Genomic DNA, 24,592 nt, shown 5'->3' with positions numbered 1-24,592 from the left:
ATCTGGTGTGATCAAGGCGTTGTTGCCCACAATGGCATCACTGCGGGCAACAACCCGGACCTAGATTTTCCAAACGAAATCAATGAACGCCCGGTGCATGCTCGAATCGGTGTCGCTGGCGTAAGCGTCGCCCGTGAAGAACACGCCGAGGCGCAAGCGGACCAGTGCCGAGGGTTCGTCAACCCAATCCACCATGCTCGCGGGCAACAGACCCTGCTTGAAGTACTTGGTCATGACCAGGTCGACTTCCTGGCCCAAGTCCTTCTCACCGTCCACCAGAGCCGCATTGATGATCCCGTCGTCGCCAGTGTCCTGCTGGTCGTCGACCCGCCAGAAGCGGTGGTAGACGAGGCTGGCGTCGTAGTCCTCGCGCAACTGCCAGGAGCCGAACACGGTAGCCACCTGGAGGTTGCTCAGTTCACCGCGAAAGGCTTCACCGAAGCGGTGTACGCGCGAACGCGTGCCGGTGTAGTTCGAGCGGTTGCTCTGCAGGCCGGTTTGCTGGAACTGATTCTCCTGGTCGCGACCACCGCCGTCGCCGCGGGCCGCGGCCGCACCGAGGCGCCAGCTCTCATCGATGTTCCAGCGCAAACCCAAGTCTGCGGCCCAGGCGTTGACGTCGCCACTGGTGTGGCCCGTCGCGACCCGATCGCCGTCAGGGCCCACCACGGTGGTGAGGGTGTCGCGATCGCCGGTCAGCCAGGTTGCGTTGAGCCAGTAATTGACCGGCATCGTCGAGCGATAGTTGTAGCCGTCACCGTTCGCTTCGAGGCCGACCCAGGTCAGGCTGCCGGTGTTGGTCTTGTCAAGTGCATCGATCTGCTCGCCGGCGTCGGGCAGATTGCCGCTGTCCTCTGAGTGATGTACCCGCAGGCCTACCCAATTATTGGGCGTCCATTGCGTAGAGATGTCGGCGAAGGCATGGGAACGATCTTCGTCTTCGGGCGACAGGTCGTCCACATCGGTGCGGTAGTCGGAAAAGCGTTGAGCAGCGCCAAGGTGGGAGCGCAGCAGAGTGGTTTCGAAGGTCCAGTTGAGCGCTTCGATGTTGGTGTCCATCCACTCGCCACTGTCCTCACGCAGACGCTGGCGCCCCAGACGCAGATGCTCGCCCGGATAAGCGGTGATGCCCGCATAATCGACCCAGAACTCGCGCATCGCGAGGTAGCTGTCATCCGTCTCACGGGCGTTAGTGGCGTCGACACCGTTGTTGATCGTATCGGTATCGATGGTATCGGTCGCGGCTACCGCCTGCCCCATCGCATAGGCACTCCAGTTTCCCCACTGGCCAAAGGCCCAAGGGCGCACGTCGATGCCGATACCGTTGACCGTGCCACCGGACGCGGTGCCCAGGTCACGGTCCTCCTGCGACTCAGCGGTAATCTTCACATCCAGACCGAAGTTCTTCGGTGCCACTTCCGCCGCCAGCACCAGACCGACGCTGCACATCAGCGAAACCCCAAGACCACATCCTGCCAACAATGCTTGCTTCATAGTAAGTCCTGTCCATTTTCCGGAGTTTGCAACCTGGCTAAAGCCGCGCCCGTCAGACGGGCCTGGGCTTCTTCCTCAAGCAAGGGCTGCGCGATTTTCCTTTCTGCCGGGGTCAGCCCCGACTGCAGGGCCGACAGTACTGGCTCTGCATTTACCACGCCCTGGCGTTGCGCGAGTTGCGCAAAGACAAAAGCATTGACCCGATTGACCTTGATCCCACGAGAGTCGGAAAACATGTGGGCCAGAGCCAGGTCGGCGTTGGTTGAGCCGTTGCGGGCGGCCAGCAACAAATGTAGCAGCGCTTTCTGTGGTTCGACCTGGCCCAGATAACCGCGCCGGTACAACTGGCCCAGGTAGTAATGCGCCCCGACTTCACCGGCCGCGGTCGCCTTGAGCAAATGCTCTTCAGCCAGGCGCGGATCCTGTGGCAACCATTTGCCGAGGTAATACAGCCGCCCGGTCAGCAGTTCCGCCCGTGGGTCGCCCGCCTCGCGTCCGCGTTGCAAGGCCGAAAGCAATTGCGGCGCATCGCCTTGCACGGGATAGTCGTTGATCAACCGTGCGAGGCTGGTCCAGGCCGGCGCATAGACCGGTGCCAGTTCCTCGAGCAGGCGCTGGGCGCTTTGCGGGTCGGCCGGGCCTTCGAGGGCTGGCGAGGACAGAACGCGCGCCACCGACTCGACCCGCAAGGGCGCTACTCGTCCCTCGCGCCAACCCTGGCGCAACTGCGCCAGCAAGTCCGCTTGCGCCTTGGGCTGGGCGCGCATTCGGTTGATGGTGGCCAGCTCCACATAACAGGCATCGAGTACCGCCAGCCGCGCCCGGCACATCTGCTCGATCTGCGGCAGGTGAGCCTTATAAGTGCCCTGATTGCGGTATATCAGAATCTGCGCCAGGTCCGCCTCGACAATGCCCTGGGCGCGCCAACTGTCGACCTTCTGCTGCGGTTCCACCACAGGCGCCATTCGCGGGTAGCCCAGGTACAACAACGTCAGCGGCACCACCGCAGTGAACTCGCCTTTATCCAGCGCGCCTTCCAACAATTGCCGGGCCTCGTGCACTTGCTGGGGATCACTCGGGCTCTGACGCAGCAACAGACGGCCCAGACGTGACTGCGCCTTGACCGATTCCGGCGCGGCCTGCCGGTACAAGACTTCCGCCTCTTTCAGGCTTGTCGGGTCACCCGCCGACGCCGTCAAGTCGCCCATCCCGGCCTGGGCATCGGCATAGCCGTCTTCCGCCAGCGCCGCGTAGTGCTTGCGTGCTGTTTCATAATCGCTGCGCAACATGGCCTCGCGCGCCACCCCCTGATCCGGCAGGGTGCCACACCCATGACTCATCGTCAGAGCAGCGGCCAGCGCAGAAAACCGCAGCCCCGATCGCCATACGCCGTTCATTTTCCGGCCGCCATGACTTTATTCTCCCAGGCGTTCTTCACCCAGGTGTTGGCCGCCACGGCATTCTGCACCCAGACATTGTCCTGCAGATCTTCGACACTGACCTCCACCGGACGCCCGCCCAGTTCGGTCCGCAACGGGCTGTCAGGCTCAATGGTCACCCGCAGGTCGGAGGCCAGGCCACCGTTGTCCAGCGCCACGGCGGCGATTTTGCCCGTGCGTGGCTGTTCTTCTCCGATCAGTTGAAAGCTCACTGACTTGCCAGGCTGGATCTTGGCAAAATTCTTATAGGGGAAGCGCGCTTCGATGGTTGCCACACCGTCGATCGGCATCAACTCGTACACCGTGGTGCCCTTGCCGACGACCTGCCCGTCCGGCACCAACTGCGCCACCACCCGGCAATCGCAAGGGCTGGTCAGCGAACCTTGCAGGGTGCGGCTGAACAGGCGCTCAAGGTTTTCCGGGGTCGCCTGCCCGGGCGGCAGATTGCCTTTCATCACATCCAGCAGCGAGGCAGAAAAGGTCGCCAGTGGGGCTCCCTTGGACACCACCGCGCCCACCTTGACCAACGAATTGACGCTGCCGTCGCGCGGCAGGCCGATCAACTGACCGGGCACATTGACCCGCGCCGATTCGGCGTGAGTGACGAAATAAATGCCATACAACTGGTTCAGCACATAACCAAAGGCAACCAGTCCCACCAGAAACATCAGCAGGCTCACCGTGGTCGCCCGCAATCGTGCGAAAAAGCCCATGCCATTGCCGCTTTCGTGCTTTCGCGGCTTGGTGAAGTTGTCGCGTTGTTGGGTCGCGAGCATGTCACCCAGGCTGATCACCCCTCCCGAGAGGTAGGAGGTGATCAGATAACGCAATGCGGAGATCGCGCGCGGAGGCAGGTTGTGGAACTCGCAACCCACCCGCAGTCCCTCGCTGCTGACCGAGCGCACGACAAATTCCACGTCGATGGCAAACCCCAGCGCATCGACCTGGAACACCAGTTTGCCTTTGTGATGGCGGCCCGCGATCAGTGGAGTGTCCGGCTGACTCAGGCTGAAGCCACCGGCCGACAAGTCGATCAGTTCGCAATCGAACTTCTCCCGGTCCGGCCCATTAAACTTGATCCGTGCCGGTAGATTCAGCCGCGCATGCTGACGCTGCACCTCTGACTCATGCACGACATTGTCATCAACAGCAAAAACGGCTGTGTTCATAACGCGTCCCTTCCCATCCACGATTCAGACCGATCCGGCAGGTCAGTGCCGGTGCTCACCTCTATTTTTTACCGTCGAGCAGACCGACACGGCACGCCGACTACCCTGATACCCGCGTTACACCACCCACATCAGCAGCGCGCAAAACACACTGCCGGCCGAAAAGGTCATGGCCCGCGACGACCAGGTATTGAACCAGCGCTGATAGCTGGCCAGCCCGCGGTCGAGTCTGGTTTTCTGGCGCGTCCACGATTGCCGGTCGAGGCGGAAGAACACATAGATCTTCACCATGGCGCCGACCAACTGGTTGTAATAGATAATCAGTGGATAAGCCGGCCCGACCGGGTGCCCCGAAGCCAGCAACAGCAGACTCAGGATCAAGCGCGTCACGCCGATCCAGAGCACATAGATCAGCAGGTAGGCCACGCTGTATTTGAGGCTGGCAATGATCGCTATTGACGGCCCGAGCAGGCTGGCCCACATCGATACGCGTTGGTCGAACAGCACCAGCGAGGTGAACCAGCCCAACCGCTGCACGCCCAGGTGCAGGGCCCGCGAGTTCTGCCGCAGGTTATTGCCATACCAGCGGAACATCAGCTTGCGGCTGGCCTTGAAGAAGCTCTTTTCCGGTGGGTGCTCAACCGTGTTGATCGCCGCATCGGGCACATAAAAGGTGTCGTAGCCCAGCCGCATCAGACTGTACCAACTGGACTTGTCATCACCGGTCAGGAAGCGGAAACGCCCCAGGCGCCAGTGCTGCAGATAATCGCTCTCAACGTCTTGAATAAAGCCGGGGTCGGTCACCACCTGGGCGCGGAACACCGACATCCGCCCGGTCATTGTCAGCACTCGCTTGCCCAGTGCCATCGAACACATATTGATGTGCCGCTGGGCGAACCGCAGCTTGTGCCATTGGCTCATCAGGTAGCTTCCGCGCACCTCGCAGAACTCATTGGTGGTCAGCCCGCCGACTTTCGGGAACAGCTTGAACCAGGGCACGGTCTGACGCACGAGCCCGGGCGAAAGCACGGTGTCGCCATCGACCACCGCCACCACCGCATCGGCATCCGGCAAATGCCGGGAGATCGCCCGAAAACCATGGGCCAGGCCATCGCGCTTACCGGTGCCGGGAATCCGCACGAAGCTCAGCTTGACCTGCTCCGGCGGGGTATAGCTGTCCCAGAGCGCTTTGATCAGCAGTTCATCGGCCAGCTCGACGATGGAACAGACCACCGTGGTCGGGTAGCCACAACCAATGGCCTCTTCGATCACCGAGCGGTAGACCTGCGCCGTGGTCAACGCATCGATACGAAAACTGGTGACCAGCAAAAACACTTGCGACGGATCGGCACTTCTGCCCAGCCTGGTGACTTTGCGTCTGTAATAAGGGAATACCAGATAAAGGAACAGCACCCCCCGCAGGTAATGGATCGCGCCCATCGAATAACGCCAGATACCGACCGCCCCCAGCAACAGGAGAAAGTCCCTGGATTCGGGATCGAGCACTGTGCGCGGCAGCAACAGTGCAAGCCCCATCAGCGCGGTGACGTAGAACAGCCAGCCCGCCGCTTCGCGCAAGTAAACCCTGGAATCAGCCATAGATGTGAGCCCTGTTCGATAAACCCATGTTGCTCGGGGCGCACCAGCTCCGCGCCCCGCTCGCGCGCCTCGCTTACCAGCAGATACCCTCAAGCCGATCGCCACTGGCGTGCGGCATGAAGCCCACCAGGTCGACCACTTGCTTGCCCTCGGGCACTTGAAGCGCAATGGCTTCGAAGGACTCGTCACTGTTACCCAGCACGATCACGTCCGCCTGCTCGATCACCTTCGCAAGGTCAGCGCATAACAGCGAAGCGAGGTGTGGAATCTTCGACTCGATGTATTCCTTGTTGGCCCCGTAGATACGCGCGTACTCAACGTTGCGGTCGAAGATATGCAGGTCGTAGCCCTTGCCGATCAACATCTCGGCCAACTCCACCAGCGGGCTTTCGCGCAGGTCATCGGTGCCCGCCTTAAAGCTCAGGCCGAGTAGCGCGACACGCCGCTTGCCATAACTGCTGATAATGTCGAAGGCTCTCTGTACCTGCACCGCATTGCTGCGCATGATCGAGGCGAGCAGCGGGTGCTCGACGTCCATTTGCCCGGCGCGATAGTTCAGCGCACGCACATCCTTGGGCAGGCAGGAACCGCCGAACGCGAAGCCGGGGCGCATGTAATAACGCGACAGGTTGAGTTTGGTGTCCTGGCAGATCACGTCCATCACATCGCGACCGTCGACGCCGGCGGCCTTTGCGATATTGCCGATCTCATTGGCGAAGGTCACTTTGGTCGCGTGCCAGACGTTGCAGGTGTACTTGATCATCTCCGCCACTTCGATGCTCCTGCGCAGGAGCGGCGCGTCCAGCTCTTGATAGAGCGCGGCGAGCATGTCACCGCTGCGCTGGTCGAGTTCACCGATCACCGTCATGGGCGGACAGTTATAATCCTTGATCGCGGTACTTTCGCGCAGGAACTCCGGGTTGATCGCCACGCCGAAGTCGACCCCGGCCTTCTTGCCGGAACAGTCTTCAAGTATCGGGATCACCACGTTCTTCACGGTGCCCGGCAGCACCGTGCTACGCACCACGACCGTATGCCAACTGTCCTTGTCGTGCAGGGCTTCGCCGATCTCGCGGCAGACCGACTCTATGTAGACCAAATCCAGATCGCCATTCTTCTTGCTGGGCGTACCGACGGCGATGAACGACATATCCGTGCCCATCACTGCGGCCTTCACATCACCGCCACCCCGCAGCCGCCCAAAATTTACCCCTTGCTCGAGCAGCGTCTCCAGGCCCGGCTCAACGATGGGCGACTTACCCTGGTTGATCAGGTCGACCTTGACTTGCGAGACATCCACCCCGATTACGTCATGTCCGCGAGCACAGAGACAGCCCGCACATACAGCGCCCACGTACCCCAAACCAAAAATGCTGATACGCATCGGTGAATACCCCCGTTACCCTGATTCAGGAAGGCCATCGGCATGCCACGCAGACCGACAGTCGCTCTACCGCGCCAACTAGCCGGCAGTTAGGTACAACTTGATTCTTGACCACACTCGAAGAACTTGAGTGTAGACAAACATCACTTTGACACTGTCATTTTTTAAAAATATTTCGAACACTTCGCGCCGACAACATGTGCAGTGAGATCAGCAAAGCGAGTGCCAAAATCGACAACACGTTAACGTTTAGAAAAATCACTACTAAAATCAGCCAGATATAAAAGTTATCGAGACTGGCAACTTGAACAAAAAATATATCCACGCACCAAAAATAAGCAGGCGCTTACGGTACTTGCTGCACAGACATGCCTAAAACCCTGACACGGTGCAACGCCAACGCTACAACATTGTAAGCGCAGCCATTAAATTCATCGCAGAGTGTAAAGCGAATGAAACATGTCAATTTTTTATTAACTATTTATTGGCGCCGGCACTACACGCAACAGTTAATACCTTTAAAAACGGACGTCAGAGGTGCGGGCCTTATTAGTCCATCCAAGTACTTGATAGTCGTTCAAAGTATCGAGTGCATGTTCAATGGGAGTTTTGCTGAGGGACTGTAGCGCTTGGCCTGCTGCGCTGCCTGGATCAATTGCAAGTTGCGGTTGCGTAACTCGACGTCACGACCAACCCGCATGTTCGAGCGCACCGCCAACGTTTCAGCCTGCTGGTATTGCCCCTGCTGAAGACGCAACACTCCGAGGTAATGCAGCGTAGCGGGATTGTTCGGCTGGATAGGCAGGGCACGCTCCAGCGTGGCAGCGGCTGGGTCCAACTGGCCATCTTCATACTGCCGCGAGGCGGTTTCGATTAGGGTGGTTGAAGCGCTGTTACTTTGCGAGGGCGCTCTGCGCTCGGCAGCAACCGAGCAAAGCGACGCGACGGCGCAGAACGCCAGGATGAGACCCGGCAGAAAATTCTTGGTTGGCATCAGGGGGCGGACTCGGCTGATCTCGGACGGCACTGCCGTAAAACAGGCCACCAGCGCTGCTCGGCATCTCCGATACAGGGCCCCTATTGACCAAATTCCCGCTGCAACGGCCACTGCGGATGGCGTGGAATCCGCAGACCACCACAACCAGTCTCATTTTTTACCACCCCATCATTTAAGCGTGATCCGTTGACGTGTAGGGTCGATTCCAATGCTGAACGGTCGTCTCCCATCACTTGCCCTTCCCTGGGGCGCCGAGCAGGCTTACCTGCGCGGCGAGCGGTCCACTTAGATTGAGCAAGTGCCGAATTTCAGGCAAAAAAAATCCCAGGCAGCTGATGGAAGCCTGGGACTCAAAATGCATAAACCGTGGTGGTGAACGCGGGGCGAATATTACTTAATACTTCTGCCTGTAACAAGATACTTTGATTCACTATCGAGTTACTAAAACGTCTAACCCATTAAATACCCACACAATTTTAACGGATGAGCGTCGACAAGGCCTAATTTAGAGGTACCAGCGATACTCCCGCGCACTGATGTCCTGCAGGAATGCCAAATGGTCCTGGCGCTTGTTTTCGCAGTAGACATCCACAAATTCCGACCCCAAACCTTCGCGCAACTGCGCATTGTTTTGCATCGAACGCACGGCCTCCAGCATCTCCAGCGGGAAGTCGATACCGCTGCCACGATCTTCGTTGAGGGATGCAATCGGTTCACGACCGATTTCCAGCCCTTGCTCCAGCCCTACCAGAATCGCCGCCAACACGAGATAAGGGTTGGCATCCGCGCCCGCCAGGCGATGTTCGATGCGCAGATTTTTAGCGTCCGACTCAGGCACCCGCAGGCAGGCGTCACGATCTTCAAACCCCCAACTGGCGCGCGTCGCGACGTTCACTGTGCCGCTCAAGCGACGCATTGCGTTGTGATTTGGTGCAAAGATCGGCATGCAATGCGGCAACACTTCAAGGCAGCCGGCCACCGCATGGCGCAGCGCCTGCTGATCGTTAGCCGCCAACAGGTTATTCCCCGACTTGTCGTAAAGGCTCACATGCACATGCATGCCGCTACCGGGGTGCTGCAAGTAGGGTTTGGCCATGAAGCTGGCGCGGTGGTTGTGCTTGAGGGCCACCCCCCGTGTGCTGCGGCAAAACAGGGCCGCCCAGTCGGCCGCGCGCAGGCCGTCGTCAAGGTGACCAAAATTGATCTCGAACTGGCCTGGGCCCAGCTCTGCAGTGATCACCGTTGCGTCGATGCCTTGCGCCCGCGCGGTCTCGACCATTTCATCGAGTACCGGTGAAAATCTCGACAGCCGTTCGATGTGCATATTCGGCTGATCATCGGCATCGTCCGTCATCTGATCGCGAGGGAACTGTGGCAAGCCGTCACGCAGTTGGCGATCGAACAGATAGAACTCCAACTCGAACGCGACCACGGGAAAAATCCCTTTTCGGCCAAGGCGCTCGAGCACCTGCGCCAACACTTCTCGCGGCTCGAAGACGATAGGTTTTTCAGTACCGCTTGAGGTAATCAGCATCTGCCCCAGCGGTTGTTTTTCCCAGCTCACTGGCTTGAGCGTACCGGGCACCAGTCGGCGGGGAGCATCCGGATCACCGTCGTTAAAACAGTAGTCGCCGATTTTGAACAGACCGCCCTGCGTGCCCAGCAACACACAGTTTTGCGGCAGCTTGAGCACGCTGCCGGCGGCGACCTTCTCGAGCATTTCTATCGGGTAGCGCTTACCGTAAAAATGCCCGGGAATATCCAGGGAAATCAGGTCAACGTAACGTACCTGCGGGAAGCGCTGACGAAACGCGCGAACCTCAGCAACCAGATCAGAGCAGACAGCATCCATCGTTAGTGTTCCTTGTTGTTTTTATCAGGTGTAAACCCAAAGCACTCGGGTGAGCTGATCCGTGAGGTTGCCGTAGCGACAATGCGTGTGACTGGCCAGTTGAAAACTGTCGCCGGTACGTAATGTCACCGGTTGATCGTCATCCAGCCACAGCGTCAACTCCCCTTCGAGGACATAGCCACCCTGCTCCGAACTGTCATTCATGTGCCGATCACCACTGCTGGCGCCGGGCATCAGTTGGCTTTCAAGCATTGAAAAGGACGCCCTCATCTTCGGGGAGACGAGGATGTCGGTAATCCCGTCGGCGTAATACAGCGTGCGTCGCTCATCCGGTCGGGTCACCCAAGGCAATGCCATGGGTTTGGGCAAGCTGTAGAAATAAGTGGTCGGCACGCCAAGGGTTTCGCTGATGGCGGTCAAGTCCGCCACCGTGGGACGTGACAGCCCCCGCTCGACTTGCGAGAGAAAGCCGACCGAACGACCGATTTTGTCTGCCAGGTCTTTCAGCGTGTATTTTTTGTGCTTGCGCAGGTCCTGGATCAGGATCGCCAGCGCCGATATTTCTTCTTGCATGTCCATCTAAAGGCTTCCAGAAATTGATGCTTCAAAGACTGTCGCGCAGCCGATACCAGGCCTTGCCGATGGCTTCCAGCGGTGCTGCCAAATACTTACCACCGGGAAAACTACCGTTGATCAAACCCTGGTACAACGCCAACTCATCCGGCTGGCCAAGTATCGCGTCGGACACGGCGCGGGCCCCGGCCAATGTCGGCAGCACGCCGTGGCCTGAGTAACCCTGCAGCCAGTAGAGATCGCCACGTCGACCGATGTCTGGCGTGCGCTTGAGGGTGAGGTCGATGTGCCCTCCCCAGGCAAAATCCAGCTCGACGTCCTTTAGCTGGGGAAATACGCGCTCCAGATAAGGCCGCGTCGCGGCCGCGATGTCCTTCGGCATGCCACCCAGATAGGTGCATCCACCGCCGAACAGCAGGCGGTTGTCCGGCGTACGACGAAAATAATCGAGGACAAACTGATTGTCGGTGACGCACACATTGCTCGGTAGCAATGCGGTTGCCTGTTCCTCTGAAAGTGCCGCGGTGGCCACCTGATAGGTGCCGACCGGTAACACACAACTCGACAGTTTCGGATCAAGCCGATCCAGATAGGCGTTGCACGCCAGCACCAACACGTCCGCCTGAATGCGACCGCGCTCAGTGGTGACCACGTAACGATCGCCTTCTTCGCGATAACTCAGCGCCTTGCTGTGTTCATGAATGCATCCACCGGCACGTTCAATCGCGGCAGCCAGCCCGAGCGCCAGTTTCAGCGGATTCAAATGCCCGCCTTCAGGATCAAACAGGCCCGCCTGGTAGCGCTCACTGGCGACCCATTCCGGCAACGCCTCGCGCTCAATGAACTGCAAACCATCGTGACCCCACTTGTGGCTGGCCTCGTGTTGCCATTCTGTCAGCAGACTCACCCGTCGCGGCATCACCGATGTCCAGAGGTGGCCGGGCCGATAGTCGCAATCGAAATCATGGCGTGCAGGCAACGCTCGCAACTCTCGTGCAGCCCAGCGCATGCCGTCCCATAACCGGCGCGCGCGCTCATAACCCAGCGCCGCCTCCAATGGCGGCATGTCACACGACCAACCGAGAATGGCCTGACCACCATTGCGGCCCGAGGCTGCCCAAGCCACCCGACTGGCTTCCAGCAACGTCACGCGTTTGCCAGCCAGGGCCAGACGCAACGCCGTATGCAATCCACTGAAGCCAGCCCCGATGATCAACACCTCGGTGTCCTGCTCGCCCTGCAAAGGGGCTCGATCCAACAGACGATCCGCACAGGAGTGAGCGTAATAGCTGGCGACGTGCTGGGCAGATTGCTGAAACATGCGGGCCTCGTGAACTTCTATACTTATAATTTCATGAAAAAATACACGTTAATTTTCACGACCGCAACCGTTCAAGGCGCAAAAAAAATCCCGCGCAAGAGAACCCGGGCGGGATTTTTTTCAAGCCGACAGCGTTATCGACGCAACGCTGCCGACGCTTCAGGCAACAGGAATCATCGGATCCGCTGAAGCCAGCGCAGTGACACGGTCAGCCGCAGGTGGGTAAATCCACGTCGTGTTGATCTGGGTTTTCAGCGCCTTGGCTTCCGCCTTGATCAACTTCACCTGACGGTCCCAACCCTCGGTGTAGACCGCTCCCCAGGCGCCTAGATCCAGACAGGTCACGTATTTAGGCTGGCTATACGGAGTCGGATCCACACCCAGGATCTGTGCGGCAACGTTGTTGCCGGCATGACGACCCAGCGAGATGGCGTGCTGACAGGTCATCAACGCGAAGTTACCGATGTCATCGCTGGCGGCGCAGGCGACGTCGCCGGTGGCGAAAATGTCTTCCTGACCAATGACTTTCAGGTGCGCGTCGACGTGCAGACGACCGAGGTGATCGCGTTCGGCCGGAATCTGCTCGGTCAGCGAGCTGGCGCGCACACCGGTGGTCCAAATCACGGTTTTGGCATCGATGCGCTGACCATCGGCCAGGGTCACGCCGCTATCGTCGACGGCGACCACCGACGATTTCAAGCGCCATTTCACGCCGGTTTCAATACTGGCTTCAGCGATCGACTTGGCAATCTCGTCACCCATGGACCCGCCAACTTTCTCGCCACGATCAACGATGATCACTTCGATGCCGGCACGATCACCCAGGATGGCACGCAGACGCCCAGGCATTTCAGTCGCCGTTTCAATCCCGGTGAAGCCACCCCCGGCAACTACTACGGTGTTGCGGGCTTTGCTTTCTGGCAGGTTTACCAGGGATTTGAGGTGATTTTCCAGGCGTACGGCCTGTTCGATCTGGTCGACGTCGAAGGCGTGTTCCACCACACCTGGAGTGTTCGGCAGTGCCAGACGGCTGCCGGTCGCCAGAACGAGTTTGTCGTAGCTGCACACTTGCTGATTGCCCGATGCATCGACGTAACCGACGCGTTTTTGCGCGACGTCGATGCTCTCTGCAGCGCCCTTGATGAACTTCACGCCGACCGCATCAAACAGTTCGCCAATCGGCGCGGCCAGTTGGTGCGCATTCGGCTCGTAGAAGCGCGGACGTACACGCAACTCGGCCTGAGGGGCCAGAACAGTCACTTCAACGTCGTTGTGACCATGAATGTCGAACAGGCGCGTGGCGCTCAAAGCCGTCCACATGCCACCGAAACCTGCGCCGATAACCAAGATGTGCTGTTTCATTTTTAACTCCGGGGGAGAAGACCAAGTGATGAATTCGTTAAAGGTCACGCTCTTCGGTAGCGGCTGCCGACCTGATAACTACGACTATATTGATCCCAGTTGCTTAGCACAAACGAAATTACTGATGGTTACCATCGAAAAGTTTGATTTGTCCTCAGGAGGAGCAATAAATCGTCCAACCAGCGTATGAAGTTTGAGCAGACGCAGTGAATACGGGATCGATTCATTGCTCAGCTCACTTTCCACTGCTAACATTTACGACTACTTTAGTCGGAGATCGATATGTCTCTTTACAGCGCGGGCGTTGAGTACGGCATTCATTGCCTGATTTTTTTGGTGGGAAATTGCGGCGACACCCGTGAGGCGAGCGTGCGCGACCTTGCTGAACTGCAAGGCGTCCCTCAGGACTATCTGGCAAAAATCTTCACCAAACTGGCCAAGGCAAAACTGGTGGTCGCCACTGAAGGCGTGCGCGGGGGGTTCAAGCTGGCCCGGCCTTCTGACGAAATCAGCCTTCTGGATATCGTCAATGCCATCGACGGCCAGAAGCTCATCTTCGATTGCCGAGAGATTCGGGGGCGTTGCGCCTTGTTCGAAGGTTCCGCGCCGGCGTGGGCGGTGGCTGATCACTGCTCAGTCCATGCCGCCATGATGATCGCGCAGAAACGTATGGAAGACGCCCTCGCCCAGCAGACCATTCTTGATCTCGCCAGGAAGGTCGGACGAAAAGCGCCGGCGCAATTCAATGCTCAGGTGGACGACTGGATGAACGAACGTCGGGAAAAGAAAACCAGTGCGAGCACTCAGGCAATCGACGACATCATCCAGGTGACCGATATCACCGGCTAAACCTTACAGGCAATCACGCACTGTCTTGCGCAGCGCCCCTGATTTCGCCCACGGCGGCCCCTGATAAAGCGATACGTGACTGCCCTCCTTCGATTTCACGATATCCACGATCTCGTCGACCGTGATGATGCTCGGCGCCGTGAGCCGGTAGCCGTTGGAAATCGCCGATTGGGTTGTATTGGGTATTTCCTGCTGCCACGCCGGCAGAACGCACGCGGCATAGTCTTTTGGCGCCTTGTTGCTGTACTTGCTGACATTGGGCTCACCCGGCACCAAGGACGCGGGCAACGAACAGCCCGCCAGCAACGCCAACCCTGCTCCCCCAATCAACTTGCGCATGACGCTTCCTTATCCCGAAAAAGAGGAATGTAGCGCGTCGCTGCCCAGACATCCATCCGCTGAAATGCACTCAGCGAGGCGCGTTGTTATCGCCCGGACCCGGGTATGACCTCTCGTTGAGATAGGTCATCCATCTTTCGTACGCTTCATGCTGCCATTGAGTGACCCGCTCCCATTCCGGGCCGCTGAGCTGATGTGCGGAAATCAGCTTCATCATCTCCGTGGTAGCCGCGTCCAGGTCAACGATCAGCTCATGGGCATGAGATCGAAAGTCATCGGTGGTCGTCATTGGAAGTTGCCTCGCCCTCGCGAAAGTTCACTACCTCACTACGACATCAGATCTGCTCGTTCGCGTTCATTTTCCCGACAAAAGGCAACGCCAACGGCCCTGACGAACAAAACGCCATGAAGTGGGAAATGGGGCTAAAATTTCGTAGCAGAGATTCTCAGGAGGTCATCATGTGGCTTAACGAATCTGAAAACGAACTTCGGCGTGACCTGCAAGGCGTTGCGTCGGACTTGAGATGGTCAGCGGTAGAGCTATTGCGCATCGCAGAGCAGCTACGCCAGCTCGGCAATGATGTGGATGCGCAAGCAGCCCAAAAGCTGTGCGAGTTGTTTCAGGGAGATGAAGAACGACTGAAGGGTTATGCCGAGGAAGTGAAAGCCAAGTTCATCACTCGAACGAAATCTCATTAGCAGGAGCGCTGCCATGAACAAGCCAATAGGCGCGCTGGTCGTCGTACTGGCAGCGTCGAGTGGCTGCAGCACTGAGTCGCGCATCTATCGGGATCAGCCGTTGGTCCGCAAAGGTGGAGACCGGCATGAGCAAGGATCAAGTCCAGCAGATCGGCGGCCAGCCTTTATCGATAACGGATCGCACTGTTGAGCCAGGCACGTGCTTTGACTACAAGCTGACGCAGGCCGGCCATCAGGAAACGTACAACGTCAGTTTCGATGGCATGGGCAAGGTCGACCAAAAAAGCTTCATGACCTGCGCGGAATGGAGTCGCATGCAGCAAAAAGCCCGAGAGCCTTCCCGCAGCTCCGGTGGTGGCGGTTATTAGCCCCAGACCTTAACGCCATGCGAAAAAGCCCCGGCGAACCGGGGCTGCAAGCGCACTATCAATCTGACTTCTGGCTGCGTGCAGGCCGGCTTGATCTGGCCTTGTAGCCGGGAAGAGAGGCCGCAAAGGCCAGTGCTTCCTCTCTGCTGCCGAAGGCTCCAAGCCGGTCACCTTTGGTGCACACCCGCCACGGGCCATTGTTCACGCTGAGTACGTCATAACCGTTCATGTGCATTTTGGTCAGCATCGGAACGCTCATAGTCACCTCCATCTCGGCAGTGATGATCCTGGATTCACCTGAATACCTTACACCCGACCTTCATTGAAGTGCCGACCAGACGTCGCGCCGGATGGTGTCCGTAGGGTTGATTGCGTGTCAACCCTGGTCGCCGCCACCGACCGGCATGATCATGCCGGTGATATAGGACGCTTCGTCGCTGGCCAGAAACAGAATAGCGCTCGCCTGTTCATCCAGCGTGCCGTAGCGCTTCATCAAACTGCTGTCGAGCGTCTGGTCGACAATCTGCTGATACCAGACCTTCTCTTGCGCGCTCTGTTCAGCGCTGTTGCGCGGAATGACCCGCGGCGGTGCTTCGGTGCCACCAGGCGCAGTGGCATTGACCCGAATCCCACGACCGGCGGTTTCGAATGCCAGGCAAGCAGTCAGCGCGTTGACCCCACCCTTTGCCGCACCGTACGGCACGCGATTGACACTGCGAGTGGCGATGGACGAAACGTTGACGATGGCGCCGCTGCCCTGTTCAAGCATGAACGGCAGCGCGGCATGACAGCACCACAGCGTCGGGAACAGCGAACGGCGGACTTCAGCCTCGATCTGCTGCGCGTCGTAGTGCTCGAAGGGCTTGGCCCAGATCGTCCCGCCGACATTATTGATCAGAATGTCGAGACGATCGAAACGCTCGATAGTGGTTTGCATTACGCGGCTGCATTCGCTGTATTGCTCAAGATCAGCGGTCAACGCCAGCACCTGGCTCACCACCCCCAATTCCTTCTGCACCTCGAATACCAGCTCGGAGCGGTCGACCAGAATCAACCGCGCACCTTCTGCCGCCATGCGTTCAGCAACGCGCCGACCGATGCCTTGGGCGGCGCCGGTAATCAGCGCGACTTTTTCGTGAAATCTGTTCATGTCTCTCTCCCACAACAGCGCGGCTCAGGCCGCGCTGGCGGCAAATTTCTCGTAGTAAAAGTTTGTCGGCGCGATGCCTTTCTCACGGATGAACTGGCTAACCGCTTCGACCATCGGCGGCGGGCCGCACAGGTAGACATCGACGTCGCCTTCGTTCAAATGCTGCGGCTCGATGTGTTGGGTCACGTAGCCCTTGAGCGGGTGCTGACTGTCTGGGTTGGCCACGCACGCACTGAAGCTGAAGTTCGGGATTCGTGCGGCAAAGGCTTCGAGTCGATCGAGTTCCACCAGGTCGAAATCGTTGGTCACGCCGTAGATCAAATGCAGCGGATGTTCACTGCCCTGCTCGGCGATTTTTTCCAGCATCGCCGTGAACGGTGCCAGCCCCGTACCACCGGCCAGCAGCAACAACGGACGATGGATATCGCGCAGATAGAAACTGCCCAACGGCCCAGCCAGGCTCATGCTGTCACCCGCCTTGGCCATGTGGGTAAGGAAGCTGCTCATCAAGCCGCCCGGCACGTTGCGGATCAGGAAACTGACCTCGCCGTCACGCTGCAACGAGCTGAACGAATAAGCGCGGGTCTGCTCGCTGCCGGGAATCCCGAGGTTCACGTATTGCCCCGGCAGGAACGCCAGTTTGCTCAGCGCCTCGCCCTTGATCGACAGCGCGATGGTGCTGTCGGACAACTGGCGCACGGCGCTGATGGTGGCGTCATAGCTGGCTTGACGGGTACGGCAAACCTGCGAGGAGGTCGGCACGCGAATCACGCAATCGCTCTGGGCGCGCATCTGGCAGGTCAGGACGAAACCTTGCTCGGCTTCTTCCGGGCTGAGGGCGTCTTCGATGTACTCCTCGCCCAAATCATATCGGCCGGCCTCGGCGAAGCATTTGCAGGTACCGCAGGCGCCATCGCGGCAATCCAGCGGAATATTAATGCCCTGGCGGTACGCGGCATCGGCCACGGTTTCGCCGGCGTTGGCGTCGATGAATCGGGTGACGCCGTCTTCGAAATTGAATGCAATGGAATGCGTCATGACCGCTGCCTCAGAGGTGGTAGACATCGATGACCTGGCGAACGTAATCGTTCTTCAGGATCACTTTCTTGGCCTTGATCAGCGGGTTCTCACCGCGCACATCGAGGGTGTAGAAACTGCTGCCGAAATAGCTGTCGACGGTCTTGTAGCGAAAGCTCAGGGTGTGCCAGTTGAAGCGCACCTTGCACAGTCCGTCGGCCTGTTCGAGCAGTTCGATGTTGCTGATGTTGTGCGAGGTGCGGGTGTCCGGAATGCTTGCACTGGAGCGTTCGGTCTTGATGCGAAAGACGCGGTCTTCCAGACCGGTGCGGTTGCCGTACCAGATCAGCGAGATTTCCCGTTGTGGGTCTTCGGTCAGCTCGTCGTTGTCGTCCCAGGACGGCATCCAGAACGTCGCATCGGCGGCGTACAACTCCAGCCAGTCGTCCCATTGCCGGTCATCGAGGTAGCGCGCTTCGCGGTAGAGAAAATCGCGCACGGCGTCATAAGTGATGGTCATTGCACGGCCTCCACAGGAATCAGTTCGGACTGCTCGGCGGCCAAGGCCTTGAGCATGGTCTGCTGCCAATACTTGTGTTGCAGCACGAACAGGCCTTCGTCTTCGGTGCGCACGCCGCTGAGTAATGGATGCAGGTCGATTTCTTTGGCCGCCTCATCGGCGCCCTCAACCCAGTGTTCGGCGCCACGGGACATGTCGTTCCAGGCGGTCACGCTGCCCTGGTAACTGGTCTGGCAGGAACGAAACTCTTCCAGATCGTCCGGCGTGGCCATGCCGCTGACGTTGAAGAAGTCTTCGTACTGACGAATCCGGCTCGAACGTGCGGTGTCGCTTTCGCCTTTGGGGGCGATGCAGTAAATGGTGATTTCCGTGCGGTCGACCGAGATCGGCCGAGCGATACGGATCTGCGAGCTGAACTGGTCCATGAGGTACACGTTCGGGTACAGGCACAGGTTGCGCGAGTTCTCGATCATCCAGTCGGCGCGAGCCTTGCCAAAATCCTGAGCCAATTCATCGCGACGCTCGTACAGCGGACGATCCTCGGGGTTGGACCAGCGGGTCCAGAGCAGCATGTGGCCCTTGTCAAACGAATAGAAGCCCCCGCCCTGCTTGGCCCAGGACCCGGCGCTCATGGTCGGATTGCAATCGCCGGCCTCGCGCTGCTTGCGTTGGTTCTGGGTAGCCGCGTAGTTCCAGTGCACGGAGCTGACGTGATAGCCGTCGGCGCCGTTTTCGGCGGTGAGTTTCCAGTTGCCTTCGTAGATGTAGCTGGAGGAACCGCGCAGCACTTCCAGGCCATCGGCGGACTGGTCGACGATCATGTCGATGATCTTTGCCGACTCGCCCAGGTGTTCAACCAGCGGCACAACATCAGCCTTCAGGCTGCCAAACAGGAAGCCACGATAGGATTCGAAACGCGCAACTTTGGTCAGGTCGTGGGAGCCTTCGCAGTTGAAGCTCGCCGGGTAGCCCGCTTCGGCCGGATCCTTGACCTTGAGCAGCTTGCCGGAGTTGTTGAAAGTCCAGCCGTGGAATGGGCAGGTGTACGAGCTTTTGTTGCCGGACTTGTGCCGGCACAGCGTCGCGCCACGATGGCTGCAGGCGTTGAGGAACGCATTGAGTTCACCGTCCTTGTTGCGCGCAATGAAGATCGACTGGCGCCCCATGGTGGTGGTGTAGAAGTCGTTTTTGTTGGGGATCTGGCTTTCGTGGGCCAGGTACAGCCAGTTGCCTTCGAAGATGTGCTGCATCTCGAGATCGAACAGCCGCGGGTCGGTGAACATCTCGCGCTTGCAGCGATAGATGCCCTGTTCTTTGTCATCTTCGAGCAGGGAGTGAAGGTATTCGGGTCGCAGGGTCATGGCCGCCGCCTCCATTGTTTTTATTCAGGCAGGGCCATGCTAGGACGGGGGGATGTGGCGGACTATCCGATGGGTGCAGACCTGTATCCGTTTACTGCAAACGGCCCACTACCTGTAGCAGCTGCCGAGCCTGCGAGGCTGCGTTCGAGTGCGTAGCGCTCGCCAAGGATCAATGCGGTCTGCCAGAAATACCGTGCGAGCCATTTTGCGAGCGCTTCGCACTCGAACGCAGCCTCGCAGGCTCGGCAGCTGCTACAGGTGATTTGCGGTGTTTCAGTGCCGGCGTTTGAGGGTGTCGGACGGTAATTCGCCGAACTGTTTGCGGTAGCTGTCGGAGAACCGGCCCAGGTGCAGGAAGCCGTAATCCATCGCCACTTCCGTGACGTTGCGCACGTTGCAGGTCGGGTCGCTCAGGCAGGCGTTGATACGCTCAAGGCGTTTTTGTCGGATGTAGCTTTTCGGCGTGGTGCCGGCATTGCGTTCGAACAATCCATACAACGAGCGCAGGCTCATCCGCGCCTGGCGTGCCAGTTCTTCGCTGTCGATGTCCTGTTTGAGGTGGCCTGCGATGTAGTCGGCAATCACCTCGAACGTAGCCGTCTGTGAGCCGAGACTGATTCGGCTGACATTGGTCTTCATCAGGCTGAGCATCTTGCTGACGATGATCTGTGCGTAATGCTCCTGGACCTTGGGAATCTGCTCGGTGGCCTCGGCCTCCTGGCAAATCATCGCCAACAGACCGACAAAGCCTTCCAGGTCATCGAGCTGATAGCGGTTCTCCAGAAACCGCACGCCCTGCCCCGGATACCGCCAGCGCTGCTCATCGCACACGGACTCCAGCAACGGGGTGGGGATTTTGAGGATGAATTTTTCGCAATCGTCGGAGTAGGTCAGGTCCACCGGATCGTCGGGATTGATCAGCAGCAATTCGCCGGGCGCGAAGTAGTGTTCCTGGCCGTGGCCGCGCCACAGGCAGTGGCCGCGCAGCAATACTTGCAGGTGATAGATGCTTTCCAGGGCACCGGAGGTGACCCGTACGCTGCCGCCATAGCTGATGCGGCACAGGTCGAGGCTGGCAAACTTGCGGTGATTGAGGCTGGCCAGCGGTCGCCCGGCCCGGGGCATCAGAATGCAATGGTTACCGACATGCTGATTGACGTAGCCCGACACCGCGTAAGGATCGGCGTGGTCGAATACGGTGCTGCGCTGACTCAACAGTTGCGCTTGCATCATCGGGTCACTCTCATTGTTGTTATCGGTTGCGTCGGGCCATACCAGGGCAATGATCGAAACGCAGAAGGCCACGAGATAAACGGTCGGTTTCTCGTGGCCCGGTTCCGCTGTTCGAAGATATCAGTCCTCGAGTGCGCGGACCCGTTCGTGACGTTGCTGCTCGTCGGGTTGCGCGGAGACCTGCAAGGTGAAATCGAAGTCGATTTCGGCAAAGCGACCGCTCACACCATGGGCCGCCGCACGCGCTTGATCGTCGCAGAAGGTGATTTTCGCGATCAGCTCATCCCGTGTGGCATAAGCGAAATCGTCGTGCAGGTATTGATCGCCGTCGAGGTTGATCTGGGTGGTCAGGTGACGATGATCTGGCGCGGAAATAAAGAAGTGAACGTGCGCCGGCCGTTGACCATGACGGCCCAGTTGATCCAGCAGTTGCTGGGTCGGACCCTCCGGCGGGCAGCCATAGCCCGACGGGACGATGCTGCGAAAGCGATAGCGGCCTTCGGCATCGGTGACGATACGACGACGCAGGTTGAATTCCGACTGGGTGGTATCAAAGTAGGAGTAAGTGCCGCCCGTGTTGGCGTGCCAGACATCCACCACCGCGCCGGCCAACGGTTCGCCGGCGGCGTTCTTGACCTGGCCCTGCATGAACAGCACCACACCTGGATCGACACCGTCATCCAGTCGCGCCTCACCCTCCGACAACGGCGCACCCGCCACATACAGCGGGCCCTCGATCGTCCGTGGCGTGCCGCCAGCCTTGCCGGCTTGCTCGTCCTCGGCGTCCATCAGCAGGTCGAGGTAATGTTCCAGGCCGAGCCCGGCCACCACCAACCCGGCCTCTTGACGCGCACCCAGCACGTTGAGGTAGTTGACGGCTTTCCAGAACTCTTCCGGGGTCACGGCCAGGTCTTCAATGATGTTCACCAAATCACGCAGGATGCGGTAAACCAGGGCCTTGACCCGCGGGTCCCCAGCCTCGTTGTGCAGGCCGCTGGCCTCCTCGAGAAACTTCTGGACACTGGCAGTGTGGGAAATCTTGACGTTCATTTTGGTGGGTTCCTCATCTTGTAATTATTAGCGTAGCGAACTGAACAGGCTGGATTCAGCGGTCATCCTCGCGAATGGAAGAAGGATGCCGGCACATCGCGTCGACCTTGATCGCCATGTACGGAAACAGCGGCAATTGCATCAGCAGGTCGTGCAGTTCCTGAACGCTGTCGACGTCGAAAACGCTGTAATTGGCATAGTGCCCGGCGATGCGCCACAGGTGACGCCACTTGCCTTGCTCTTGCAGGCGCTGGGCCAGGGCTTTCTCGTCGGTCTTCAGCTGCGTGGCCGTTTCCGGATTCATGTCGACTGGCAGATCCACGGTCATTTTTACGTGGAATAGCATGATGCTCTCCTCAGGCTTGATGAACGGAAGTGGATGGCTTGTCGCGACGGAAAAACGCCAGGCGCTCTTCATCCAGGCTCAAACCCAGGCCCGGTGTTTTCGGAACGTGCAGCTCAAAATCGCGATAGACCAGCGGCTCGCTGAGAATGTCTTCAGTCAGCAGCAATGGGCCGAACAGCTCGGTGTCCCACGCCAATTTATTCAGCGTGATAAAGGCATGGGCCGAGGCCAGTGTTCCGATTCCACCTTCAAGCATGGTGCCGCCATACAGGCCAATACCGGCGGCTTCGGCGATGGCAGCGGTTCGCAGCACGGCGCGCGGGCCGCCGTTCTTGGCGATTTTCAGGGCGAACACCGAGGCCGCGCCTTCCCGCGCCAGGTTGAAGGCATCTTCCGCGCATTCGATGGATTCATCGGCCATGATCGGCGCCGGGCTCATCGCGTTTAGGCGCGCCATGCCGGCGCGGTTGTTGCGCGAGATCGGCTGTTCGATCAGGTCGATGCCGTTGGTTCCCAGGATCCGGCAGGCGCGCAGTGCGACCGCTTCATCCCAGGCCTGATTGACATCCACCCGAACGCTGGCGCGATCGCCCAGGGCTTTTTTGATCGCGATGACATGGGCCAGGTCGCGGTTGACCTCACCCGCACCAATTTTCAGTTTGAAGATCCGATGGCGGCGCAGGTCGAGCATTTTTTCCGCTTCGGCGATGTCCTTGTCGGTGTCGCCACTGGCCAGGGTCCACGCCACCGGCAAGGCATCGCGAACGCGGCCGCCCAGCAGCTCGCTGACCGGCAACCCAAGGCGTTTGCCCTGAGCGTCGAGCAAGGCGGTTTCGATACCTGATTTAGCGAAGGTGTTGCCACGGATGCTGCGCTCAAGGCGCAACATCGCGGCATTCACATTGGCGCTGTCCTGGCCAAACAGCAGCGGCGCAAAGTGTCTGTCGATGTTGGTCTTGATGCTGTCAGGGCTTTCGTTGCCATAAGCCAGTCCGCCGATAGTAGTGGACTCACCAATGCCCTCGATGCCATCGGCACAGCGCACACGAATGATCACCAGCGTTTGGTTCTGCATGGTGTGCATCGCCAGCTTGTGCGGGCGGATGGTCGGCAGATCGACGATGATCGTCTCGATCGATTCAATGGCTGTTGCAAGCATGTCGATACCCGTCAGGTTCTTAAAGTTCTGGAACCGATTCTGGTGCGTCTTTTTTCGTGAAGCCAATATAGAATTGGTCTGACTTGATACCTTTAAGGTATGCAACCGACTTGTGTCTGGAGGTTCCATGGAACTGCGTCACCTGCGTTATTTTCAGGTGTTGGCTCAAACCCTCAATTTCACCCGTGCCGCCGAGCTCCTGCACATTGCTCAACCACCCCTGAGCCGGCAGATGCAGCAACTGGAGGATGAACTCGGGGTGTTGTTGCTGGAACGCGGGCGACCGCTGAAGCTGACTGACGCCGGTCGGTTTTTTCATGAACACTCCACCGCGCTGCTCGAGCAACTGAGCAAGGTGTGCGACAACACGCGACGGATCGGTCTGGGAGAAAAGACCTGGCTGGGCATCGGCTTTGCACCGTCGACGCTTTACGGCGTGCTACCGGAACTGATTCGCCGTTTGCGCAGCGGCGAGCCCCTGGAACTTGAACTGGGGCTCTCGGAAATGACCACGTTGCAGCAAGTTCAGGCGCTCAAGGCCGGGCGTATCGATATCGGTTTCGGCCGGATCCGCATCGACGACCCGGCCATCATCCAGACGGTGTTGACCGAAGATCGGCTGGTCGCCGCCCTGCCCGCTGGTCACCCATTACTGGCCGGGCCGATCAGCCTTCGCGACCTGGCGAAAGAACCTTTTGTGCTGTACCCCGGCAACCCGCGCCCCAGCTACGCCGACCATGTGATCGCGTTGTTCGAATCCTATGGCGTGAGCATCCATGTGGCGCAATGGACCAACGAGCTGCAAACAGCCATCGGCCTGGTAGGCGCGGGAATTGGCGTCACGCTGGTGCCGGCCTCGGTGCAATTGCTGCACCGCGACGACATTGGTTTCACGCCGCTGCTGGAAGACAACGCGACCTCGCCGATTATTCTCAGCCGGCGCGTGGGCGACGTATCGCCGGGGTTGAATCATTGCTTGCAGATGATTGATGAGCTGCTGCCGCGGGACTAGCCGGCAAACGCCCGACGACCGGCGCGCATCTCGATGCGCAACTCGCCAATCAGATTGGAGATATCGCGAATGCTGGTCAGCCGTTCGGGTGATACACCGGTAATCAACAGATCAGTTCGCCCGGTGGCGGGTTCGTAGACCTTTATCCGTAACGTTGCGTCGGGATTCACCGTGCAAGCACAGGACAGCGGTTGAAAACCGGACTCAACAATGCGGCAAAGTTCAGGAACTGTAACCATGACTGGCGCCTCCGTGGCAGTTAATCGGATCCAACTTACTCAGCATAGATGCACATTTCC

24 protein-coding genes and 2 pseudogenes are annotated in these 24,592 nt (G+C 59.0%); 4 read left to right on the top strand and 22 right to left on the bottom strand.

Translation table 11 applies throughout. The features are described 5' to 3' along the window. Positions 1-60: 60 nt before the first annotated feature. The 10 genes and pseudogenes from ACYZT3_RS12495 to ACYZT3_RS12450 form a co-directional block, all read right to left on the bottom strand. Positions 61-1,449 carry an alginate export family protein gene (locus ACYZT3_RS12495; RefSeq protein WP_282377913.1) on the bottom strand — a complete coding sequence of 463 codons (1,389 nt, stop codon included), beginning with the start codon at positions 1,447-1,449 and terminating at the stop codon, positions 61-63. Between the two features lie 41 nt (positions 1,450-1,490). Further along, positions 1,491-2,891: an alginate biosynthesis protein AlgK gene (locus tag ACYZT3_RS12490; RefSeq protein WP_462032191.1), complete on the bottom strand. Its 1,401-nt coding sequence runs from the start codon at positions 2,889-2,891 to the stop codon at positions 1,491-1,493. Then, positions 2,888-4,102, bottom strand: a complete 1,215-nt coding sequence (locus ACYZT3_RS12485) for an alginate biosynthesis protein Alg44 (RefSeq protein ID WP_462032190.1) — start codon at positions 4,100-4,102, stop codon at positions 2,888-2,890. Before ACYZT3_RS12485 ends, ACYZT3_RS12490 begins: the two co-directional genes overlap by 4 nt. 117 nt (positions 4,103-4,219) lie before the next feature. Next, positions 4,220-5,701 (bottom strand): glycosyltransferase family 2 protein, encoded by a 1,482-nt coding sequence (locus ACYZT3_RS12480; RefSeq protein WP_282377882.1) that lies wholly within the window; start codon positions 5,699-5,701, stop codon positions 4,220-4,222. A 73-nt stretch (positions 5,702-5,774) separates the two neighbouring features. Then, positions 5,775-7,085 carry a nucleotide sugar dehydrogenase gene (locus ACYZT3_RS12475; protein ID WP_282377881.1) on the bottom strand — a complete coding sequence of 437 codons (1,311 nt, stop codon included), beginning with the start codon at positions 7,083-7,085 and terminating at the stop codon, positions 5,775-5,777. Positions 7,086-7,683: 598 nt separating this feature from the next. Further along, positions 7,684-8,079, bottom strand: a pseudogene (locus tag ACYZT3_RS12470) (tetratricopeptide repeat protein); the annotation flags it as partial. 508 nt (positions 8,080-8,587) lie between these two features. Further along, positions 8,588-9,934 carry a glutamine synthetase family protein gene (locus tag ACYZT3_RS12465; protein WP_282377879.1) on the bottom strand — a complete coding sequence of 449 codons (1,347 nt, stop codon included), beginning with the start codon at positions 9,932-9,934 and terminating at the stop codon, positions 8,588-8,590. A 24-nt stretch (positions 9,935-9,958) separates the two neighbouring features. Next, a complete protein-coding gene (locus tag ACYZT3_RS12460; protein ID WP_282377878.1) occupies positions 9,959-10,513 on the bottom strand; it encodes a helix-turn-helix domain-containing protein in 555 nt (184 codons plus the stop codon). Between the two features lie 25 nt (positions 10,514-10,538). Continuing rightward, entirely contained in the window at positions 10,539-11,828 is a 1,290-nt protein-coding gene (locus ACYZT3_RS12455; protein ID WP_282377877.1) for an NAD(P)/FAD-dependent oxidoreductase, read from the bottom strand. 159 nt (positions 11,829-11,987) lie between these two features. Further along, positions 11,988-13,190 (bottom strand): NAD(P)/FAD-dependent oxidoreductase, encoded by a 1,203-nt coding sequence (locus ACYZT3_RS12450; protein ID WP_282377876.1) that lies wholly within the window; start codon positions 13,188-13,190, stop codon positions 11,988-11,990. A 282-nt stretch (positions 13,191-13,472) separates the two neighbouring features. Here ACYZT3_RS12450 and ACYZT3_RS12445 point away from each other — a divergent pair, with 282 nt between their 5' ends. Beyond that, a complete protein-coding gene (locus tag ACYZT3_RS12445) occupies positions 13,473-14,039 on the top strand; it encodes an RrF2 family transcriptional regulator (RefSeq protein WP_282377875.1) in 567 nt (188 codons plus the stop codon). 3 nt (positions 14,040-14,042) lie between these two features. On the opposite strand, the gene ACYZT3_RS12440 is transcribed toward ACYZT3_RS12445, so the two are convergent. Together ACYZT3_RS12440 and ACYZT3_RS12435 are read right to left on the bottom strand one after the other, a co-directional pair. After that, positions 14,043-14,378 (bottom strand): hypothetical protein, encoded by a 336-nt coding sequence (locus ACYZT3_RS12440; protein ID WP_282377874.1) that lies wholly within the window; start codon positions 14,376-14,378, stop codon positions 14,043-14,045. Positions 14,379-14,448: 70 nt separating this feature from the next. Beyond that, on the bottom strand, positions 14,449-14,667 hold the full coding sequence (locus ACYZT3_RS12435; RefSeq protein ID WP_282377873.1) for a hypothetical protein: 219 nt from the start codon (positions 14,665-14,667) through the stop codon (positions 14,449-14,451). Positions 14,668-14,837: 170 nt separating this feature from the next. On the opposite strand from ACYZT3_RS12435, the gene ACYZT3_RS12430 reads away from it, so the two are divergent. Continuing rightward, positions 14,838-15,077 (top strand): hypothetical protein, encoded by a 240-nt coding sequence (locus ACYZT3_RS12430; RefSeq protein WP_282377872.1) that lies wholly within the window; start codon positions 14,838-14,840, stop codon positions 15,075-15,077. A gap of 13 nt (positions 15,078-15,090) precedes the next feature. Next, positions 15,091-15,445, top strand: a pseudogene (gene osmE / locus ACYZT3_RS12425) (osmotically-inducible lipoprotein OsmE). A 58-nt stretch (positions 15,446-15,503) separates the two neighbouring features. Here the strand turns inward: osmE and ACYZT3_RS12420 are convergent. The 9 genes from ACYZT3_RS12420 to ACYZT3_RS12380 all read right to left on the bottom strand — a co-directional run bounded on the left by ACYZT3_RS12420 (position 15,504) and on the right by ACYZT3_RS12380 (position 23,281). Beyond that, the gene (locus ACYZT3_RS12420) at positions 15,504-15,704 is read right to left on the bottom strand and encodes an SPOR domain-containing protein (RefSeq protein ID WP_282377869.1); all 201 of its coding nucleotides are present in this window, start codon (positions 15,702-15,704) and stop codon (positions 15,504-15,506) included. Between the two features lie 117 nt (positions 15,705-15,821). Then, the gene (locus tag ACYZT3_RS12415) at positions 15,822-16,595 is read right to left on the bottom strand and encodes a 1,6-dihydroxycyclohexa-2,4-diene-1-carboxylate dehydrogenase (protein ID WP_462032189.1); all 774 of its coding nucleotides are present in this window, start codon (positions 16,593-16,595) and stop codon (positions 15,822-15,824) included. Positions 16,596-16,619: 24 nt separating this feature from the next. Continuing rightward, entirely contained in the window at positions 16,620-17,633 is a 1,014-nt protein-coding gene (gene benC / locus ACYZT3_RS12410; RefSeq protein ID WP_462032188.1) for a benzoate 1,2-dioxygenase electron transfer component BenC, read from the bottom strand. 10 nt (positions 17,634-17,643) lie between these two features. Continuing rightward, positions 17,644-18,132, bottom strand: a complete 489-nt coding sequence (gene benB, locus ACYZT3_RS12405; RefSeq protein ID WP_282377867.1) for a benzoate 1,2-dioxygenase small subunit — start codon at positions 18,130-18,132, stop codon at positions 17,644-17,646. Then, entirely contained in the window at positions 18,129-19,493 is a 1,365-nt protein-coding gene (gene benA, locus ACYZT3_RS12400) for a benzoate 1,2-dioxygenase large subunit (protein WP_462032187.1), read from the bottom strand. Before benA ends, benB begins: the two co-directional genes overlap by 4 nt. Before the next feature lie 273 nt (positions 19,494-19,766). Next, complete coding sequence (locus tag ACYZT3_RS12395) at positions 19,767-20,726, bottom strand: AraC family transcriptional regulator (RefSeq protein ID WP_462032186.1); 960 nt, start codon at positions 20,724-20,726, stop codon at positions 19,767-19,769. A gap of 120 nt (positions 20,727-20,846) precedes the next feature. Further along, a complete protein-coding gene (gene catA, locus ACYZT3_RS12390) occupies positions 20,847-21,776 on the bottom strand; it encodes a catechol 1,2-dioxygenase (RefSeq protein WP_462032185.1) in 930 nt (309 codons plus the stop codon). 55 nt (positions 21,777-21,831) lie between these two features. Beyond that, complete coding sequence (gene catC, locus ACYZT3_RS12385) at positions 21,832-22,122, bottom strand: muconolactone Delta-isomerase (protein ID WP_282377864.1); 291 nt, start codon at positions 22,120-22,122, stop codon at positions 21,832-21,834. Positions 22,123-22,132: 10 nt separating this feature from the next. After that, positions 22,133-23,281, bottom strand: a complete 1,149-nt coding sequence (locus tag ACYZT3_RS12380; protein ID WP_282377863.1) for a muconate cycloisomerase family protein — start codon at positions 23,279-23,281, stop codon at positions 22,133-22,135. Between the two features lie 127 nt (positions 23,282-23,408). Between ACYZT3_RS12380 and ACYZT3_RS12375 the strand changes: the two genes are divergently transcribed. Then, positions 23,409-24,293 (top strand): LysR family transcriptional regulator, encoded by an 885-nt coding sequence (locus ACYZT3_RS12375; RefSeq protein ID WP_282377862.1) that lies wholly within the window; start codon positions 23,409-23,411, stop codon positions 24,291-24,293. Here the strand turns inward: ACYZT3_RS12375 and ACYZT3_RS12370 are convergent. Then, a complete protein-coding gene (locus ACYZT3_RS12370; protein ID WP_282377860.1) occupies positions 24,290-24,532 on the bottom strand; it encodes a DUF1652 domain-containing protein in 243 nt (80 codons plus the stop codon). The genes ACYZT3_RS12375 and ACYZT3_RS12370 overlap by 4 nt on opposite strands. Positions 24,533-24,592 lie beyond the last annotated feature (60 nt).

The sequence above is a fragment of the Pseudomonas sp. MDT1-16 genome (genome assembly GCF_054898115.1).
The sequence above is the reverse complement of the archived record's forward strand: the minus strand, read 5'-3'. Positions and strand labels throughout refer to the sequence as shown.

Excerpts from the sequence above, each read along its gene's own strand:
- ACYZT3_RS12495 (WP_282377913.1), bottom strand. The coding sequence starts at position 1,449 with ATGTGCAGCGTCGGTCTGGTGCTGGCGGCGGAAGTGGCACCGAAGAAC.
- ACYZT3_RS12490 (WP_462032191.1), bottom strand. The coding sequence starts at position 2,891 with ATGAACGGCGTATGGCGATCGGGGCTGCGGTTTTCTGCGCTGGCCGCT.
- ACYZT3_RS12485 (WP_462032190.1), bottom strand. The coding sequence starts at position 4,102 with ATGAACACAGCCGTTTTTGCTGTTGATGACAATGTCGTGCATGAGTCA.
- ACYZT3_RS12480 (WP_282377882.1), bottom strand. The coding sequence starts at position 5,701 with ATGGCTGATTCCAGGGTTTACTTGCGCGAAGCGGCGGGCTGGCTGTTC.
- ACYZT3_RS12475 (WP_282377881.1), bottom strand. The coding sequence starts at position 7,085 with ATGCGTATCAGCATTTTTGGTTTGGGGTACGTGGGCGCTGTATGTGCG.
- ACYZT3_RS12465 (WP_282377879.1), bottom strand. The coding sequence starts at position 9,934 with ATGGATGCTGTCTGCTCTGATCTGGTTGCTGAGGTTCGCGCGTTTCGT.
- ACYZT3_RS12460 (WP_282377878.1), bottom strand. The coding sequence starts at position 10,513 with ATGGACATGCAAGAAGAAATATCGGCGCTGGCGATCCTGATCCAGGAC.
- ACYZT3_RS12455 (WP_282377877.1), bottom strand. The coding sequence starts at position 11,828 with ATGTTTCAGCAATCTGCCCAGCACGTCGCCAGCTATTACGCTCACTCC.
- ACYZT3_RS12450 (WP_282377876.1), bottom strand. The coding sequence starts at position 13,190 with ATGAAACAGCACATCTTGGTTATCGGCGCAGGTTTCGGTGGCATGTGG.
- ACYZT3_RS12445 (WP_282377875.1), top strand. The coding sequence starts at position 13,473 with ATGTCTCTTTACAGCGCGGGCGTTGAGTACGGCATTCATTGCCTGATT.
- ACYZT3_RS12440 (WP_282377874.1), bottom strand. The coding sequence starts at position 14,378 with ATGCGCAAGTTGATTGGGGGAGCAGGGTTGGCGTTGCTGGCGGGCTGT.
- ACYZT3_RS12435 (WP_282377873.1), bottom strand. The coding sequence starts at position 14,667 with ATGACGACCACCGATGACTTTCGATCTCATGCCCATGAGCTGATCGTT.
- ACYZT3_RS12430 (WP_282377872.1), top strand. The coding sequence starts at position 14,838 with ATGTGGCTTAACGAATCTGAAAACGAACTTCGGCGTGACCTGCAAGGC.
- ACYZT3_RS12420 (WP_282377869.1), bottom strand. The coding sequence starts at position 15,704 with ATGAGCGTTCCGATGCTGACCAAAATGCACATGAACGGTTATGACGTA.
- ACYZT3_RS12415 (WP_462032189.1), bottom strand. The coding sequence starts at position 16,595 with ATGAACAGATTTCACGAAAAAGTCGCGCTGATTACCGGCGCCGCCCAA.
- benC (WP_462032188.1), bottom strand. The coding sequence starts at position 17,633 with ATGACGCATTCCATTGCATTCAATTTCGAAGACGGCGTCACCCGATTC.
- benB (WP_282377867.1), bottom strand. The coding sequence starts at position 18,132 with ATGACCATCACTTATGACGCCGTGCGCGATTTTCTCTACCGCGAAGCG.
- benA (WP_462032187.1), bottom strand. The coding sequence starts at position 19,493 with ATGACCCTGCGACCCGAATACCTTCACTCCCTGCTCGAAGATGACAAA.
- ACYZT3_RS12395 (WP_462032186.1), bottom strand. The coding sequence starts at position 20,726 with ATGATGCAAGCGCAACTGTTGAGTCAGCGCAGCACCGTATTCGACCAC.
- catA (WP_462032185.1), bottom strand. The coding sequence starts at position 21,776 with ATGAACGTCAAGATTTCCCACACTGCCAGTGTCCAGAAGTTTCTCGAG.
- catC (WP_282377864.1), bottom strand. The coding sequence starts at position 22,122 with ATGCTATTCCACGTAAAAATGACCGTGGATCTGCCAGTCGACATGAAT.
- ACYZT3_RS12380 (WP_282377863.1), bottom strand. The coding sequence starts at position 23,281 with ATGCTTGCAACAGCCATTGAATCGATCGAGACGATCATCGTCGATCTG.
- ACYZT3_RS12375 (WP_282377862.1), top strand. The coding sequence starts at position 23,409 with ATGGAACTGCGTCACCTGCGTTATTTTCAGGTGTTGGCTCAAACCCTC.
- ACYZT3_RS12370 (WP_282377860.1), bottom strand. The coding sequence starts at position 24,532 with ATGGTTACAGTTCCTGAACTTTGCCGCATTGTTGAGTCCGGTTTTCAA.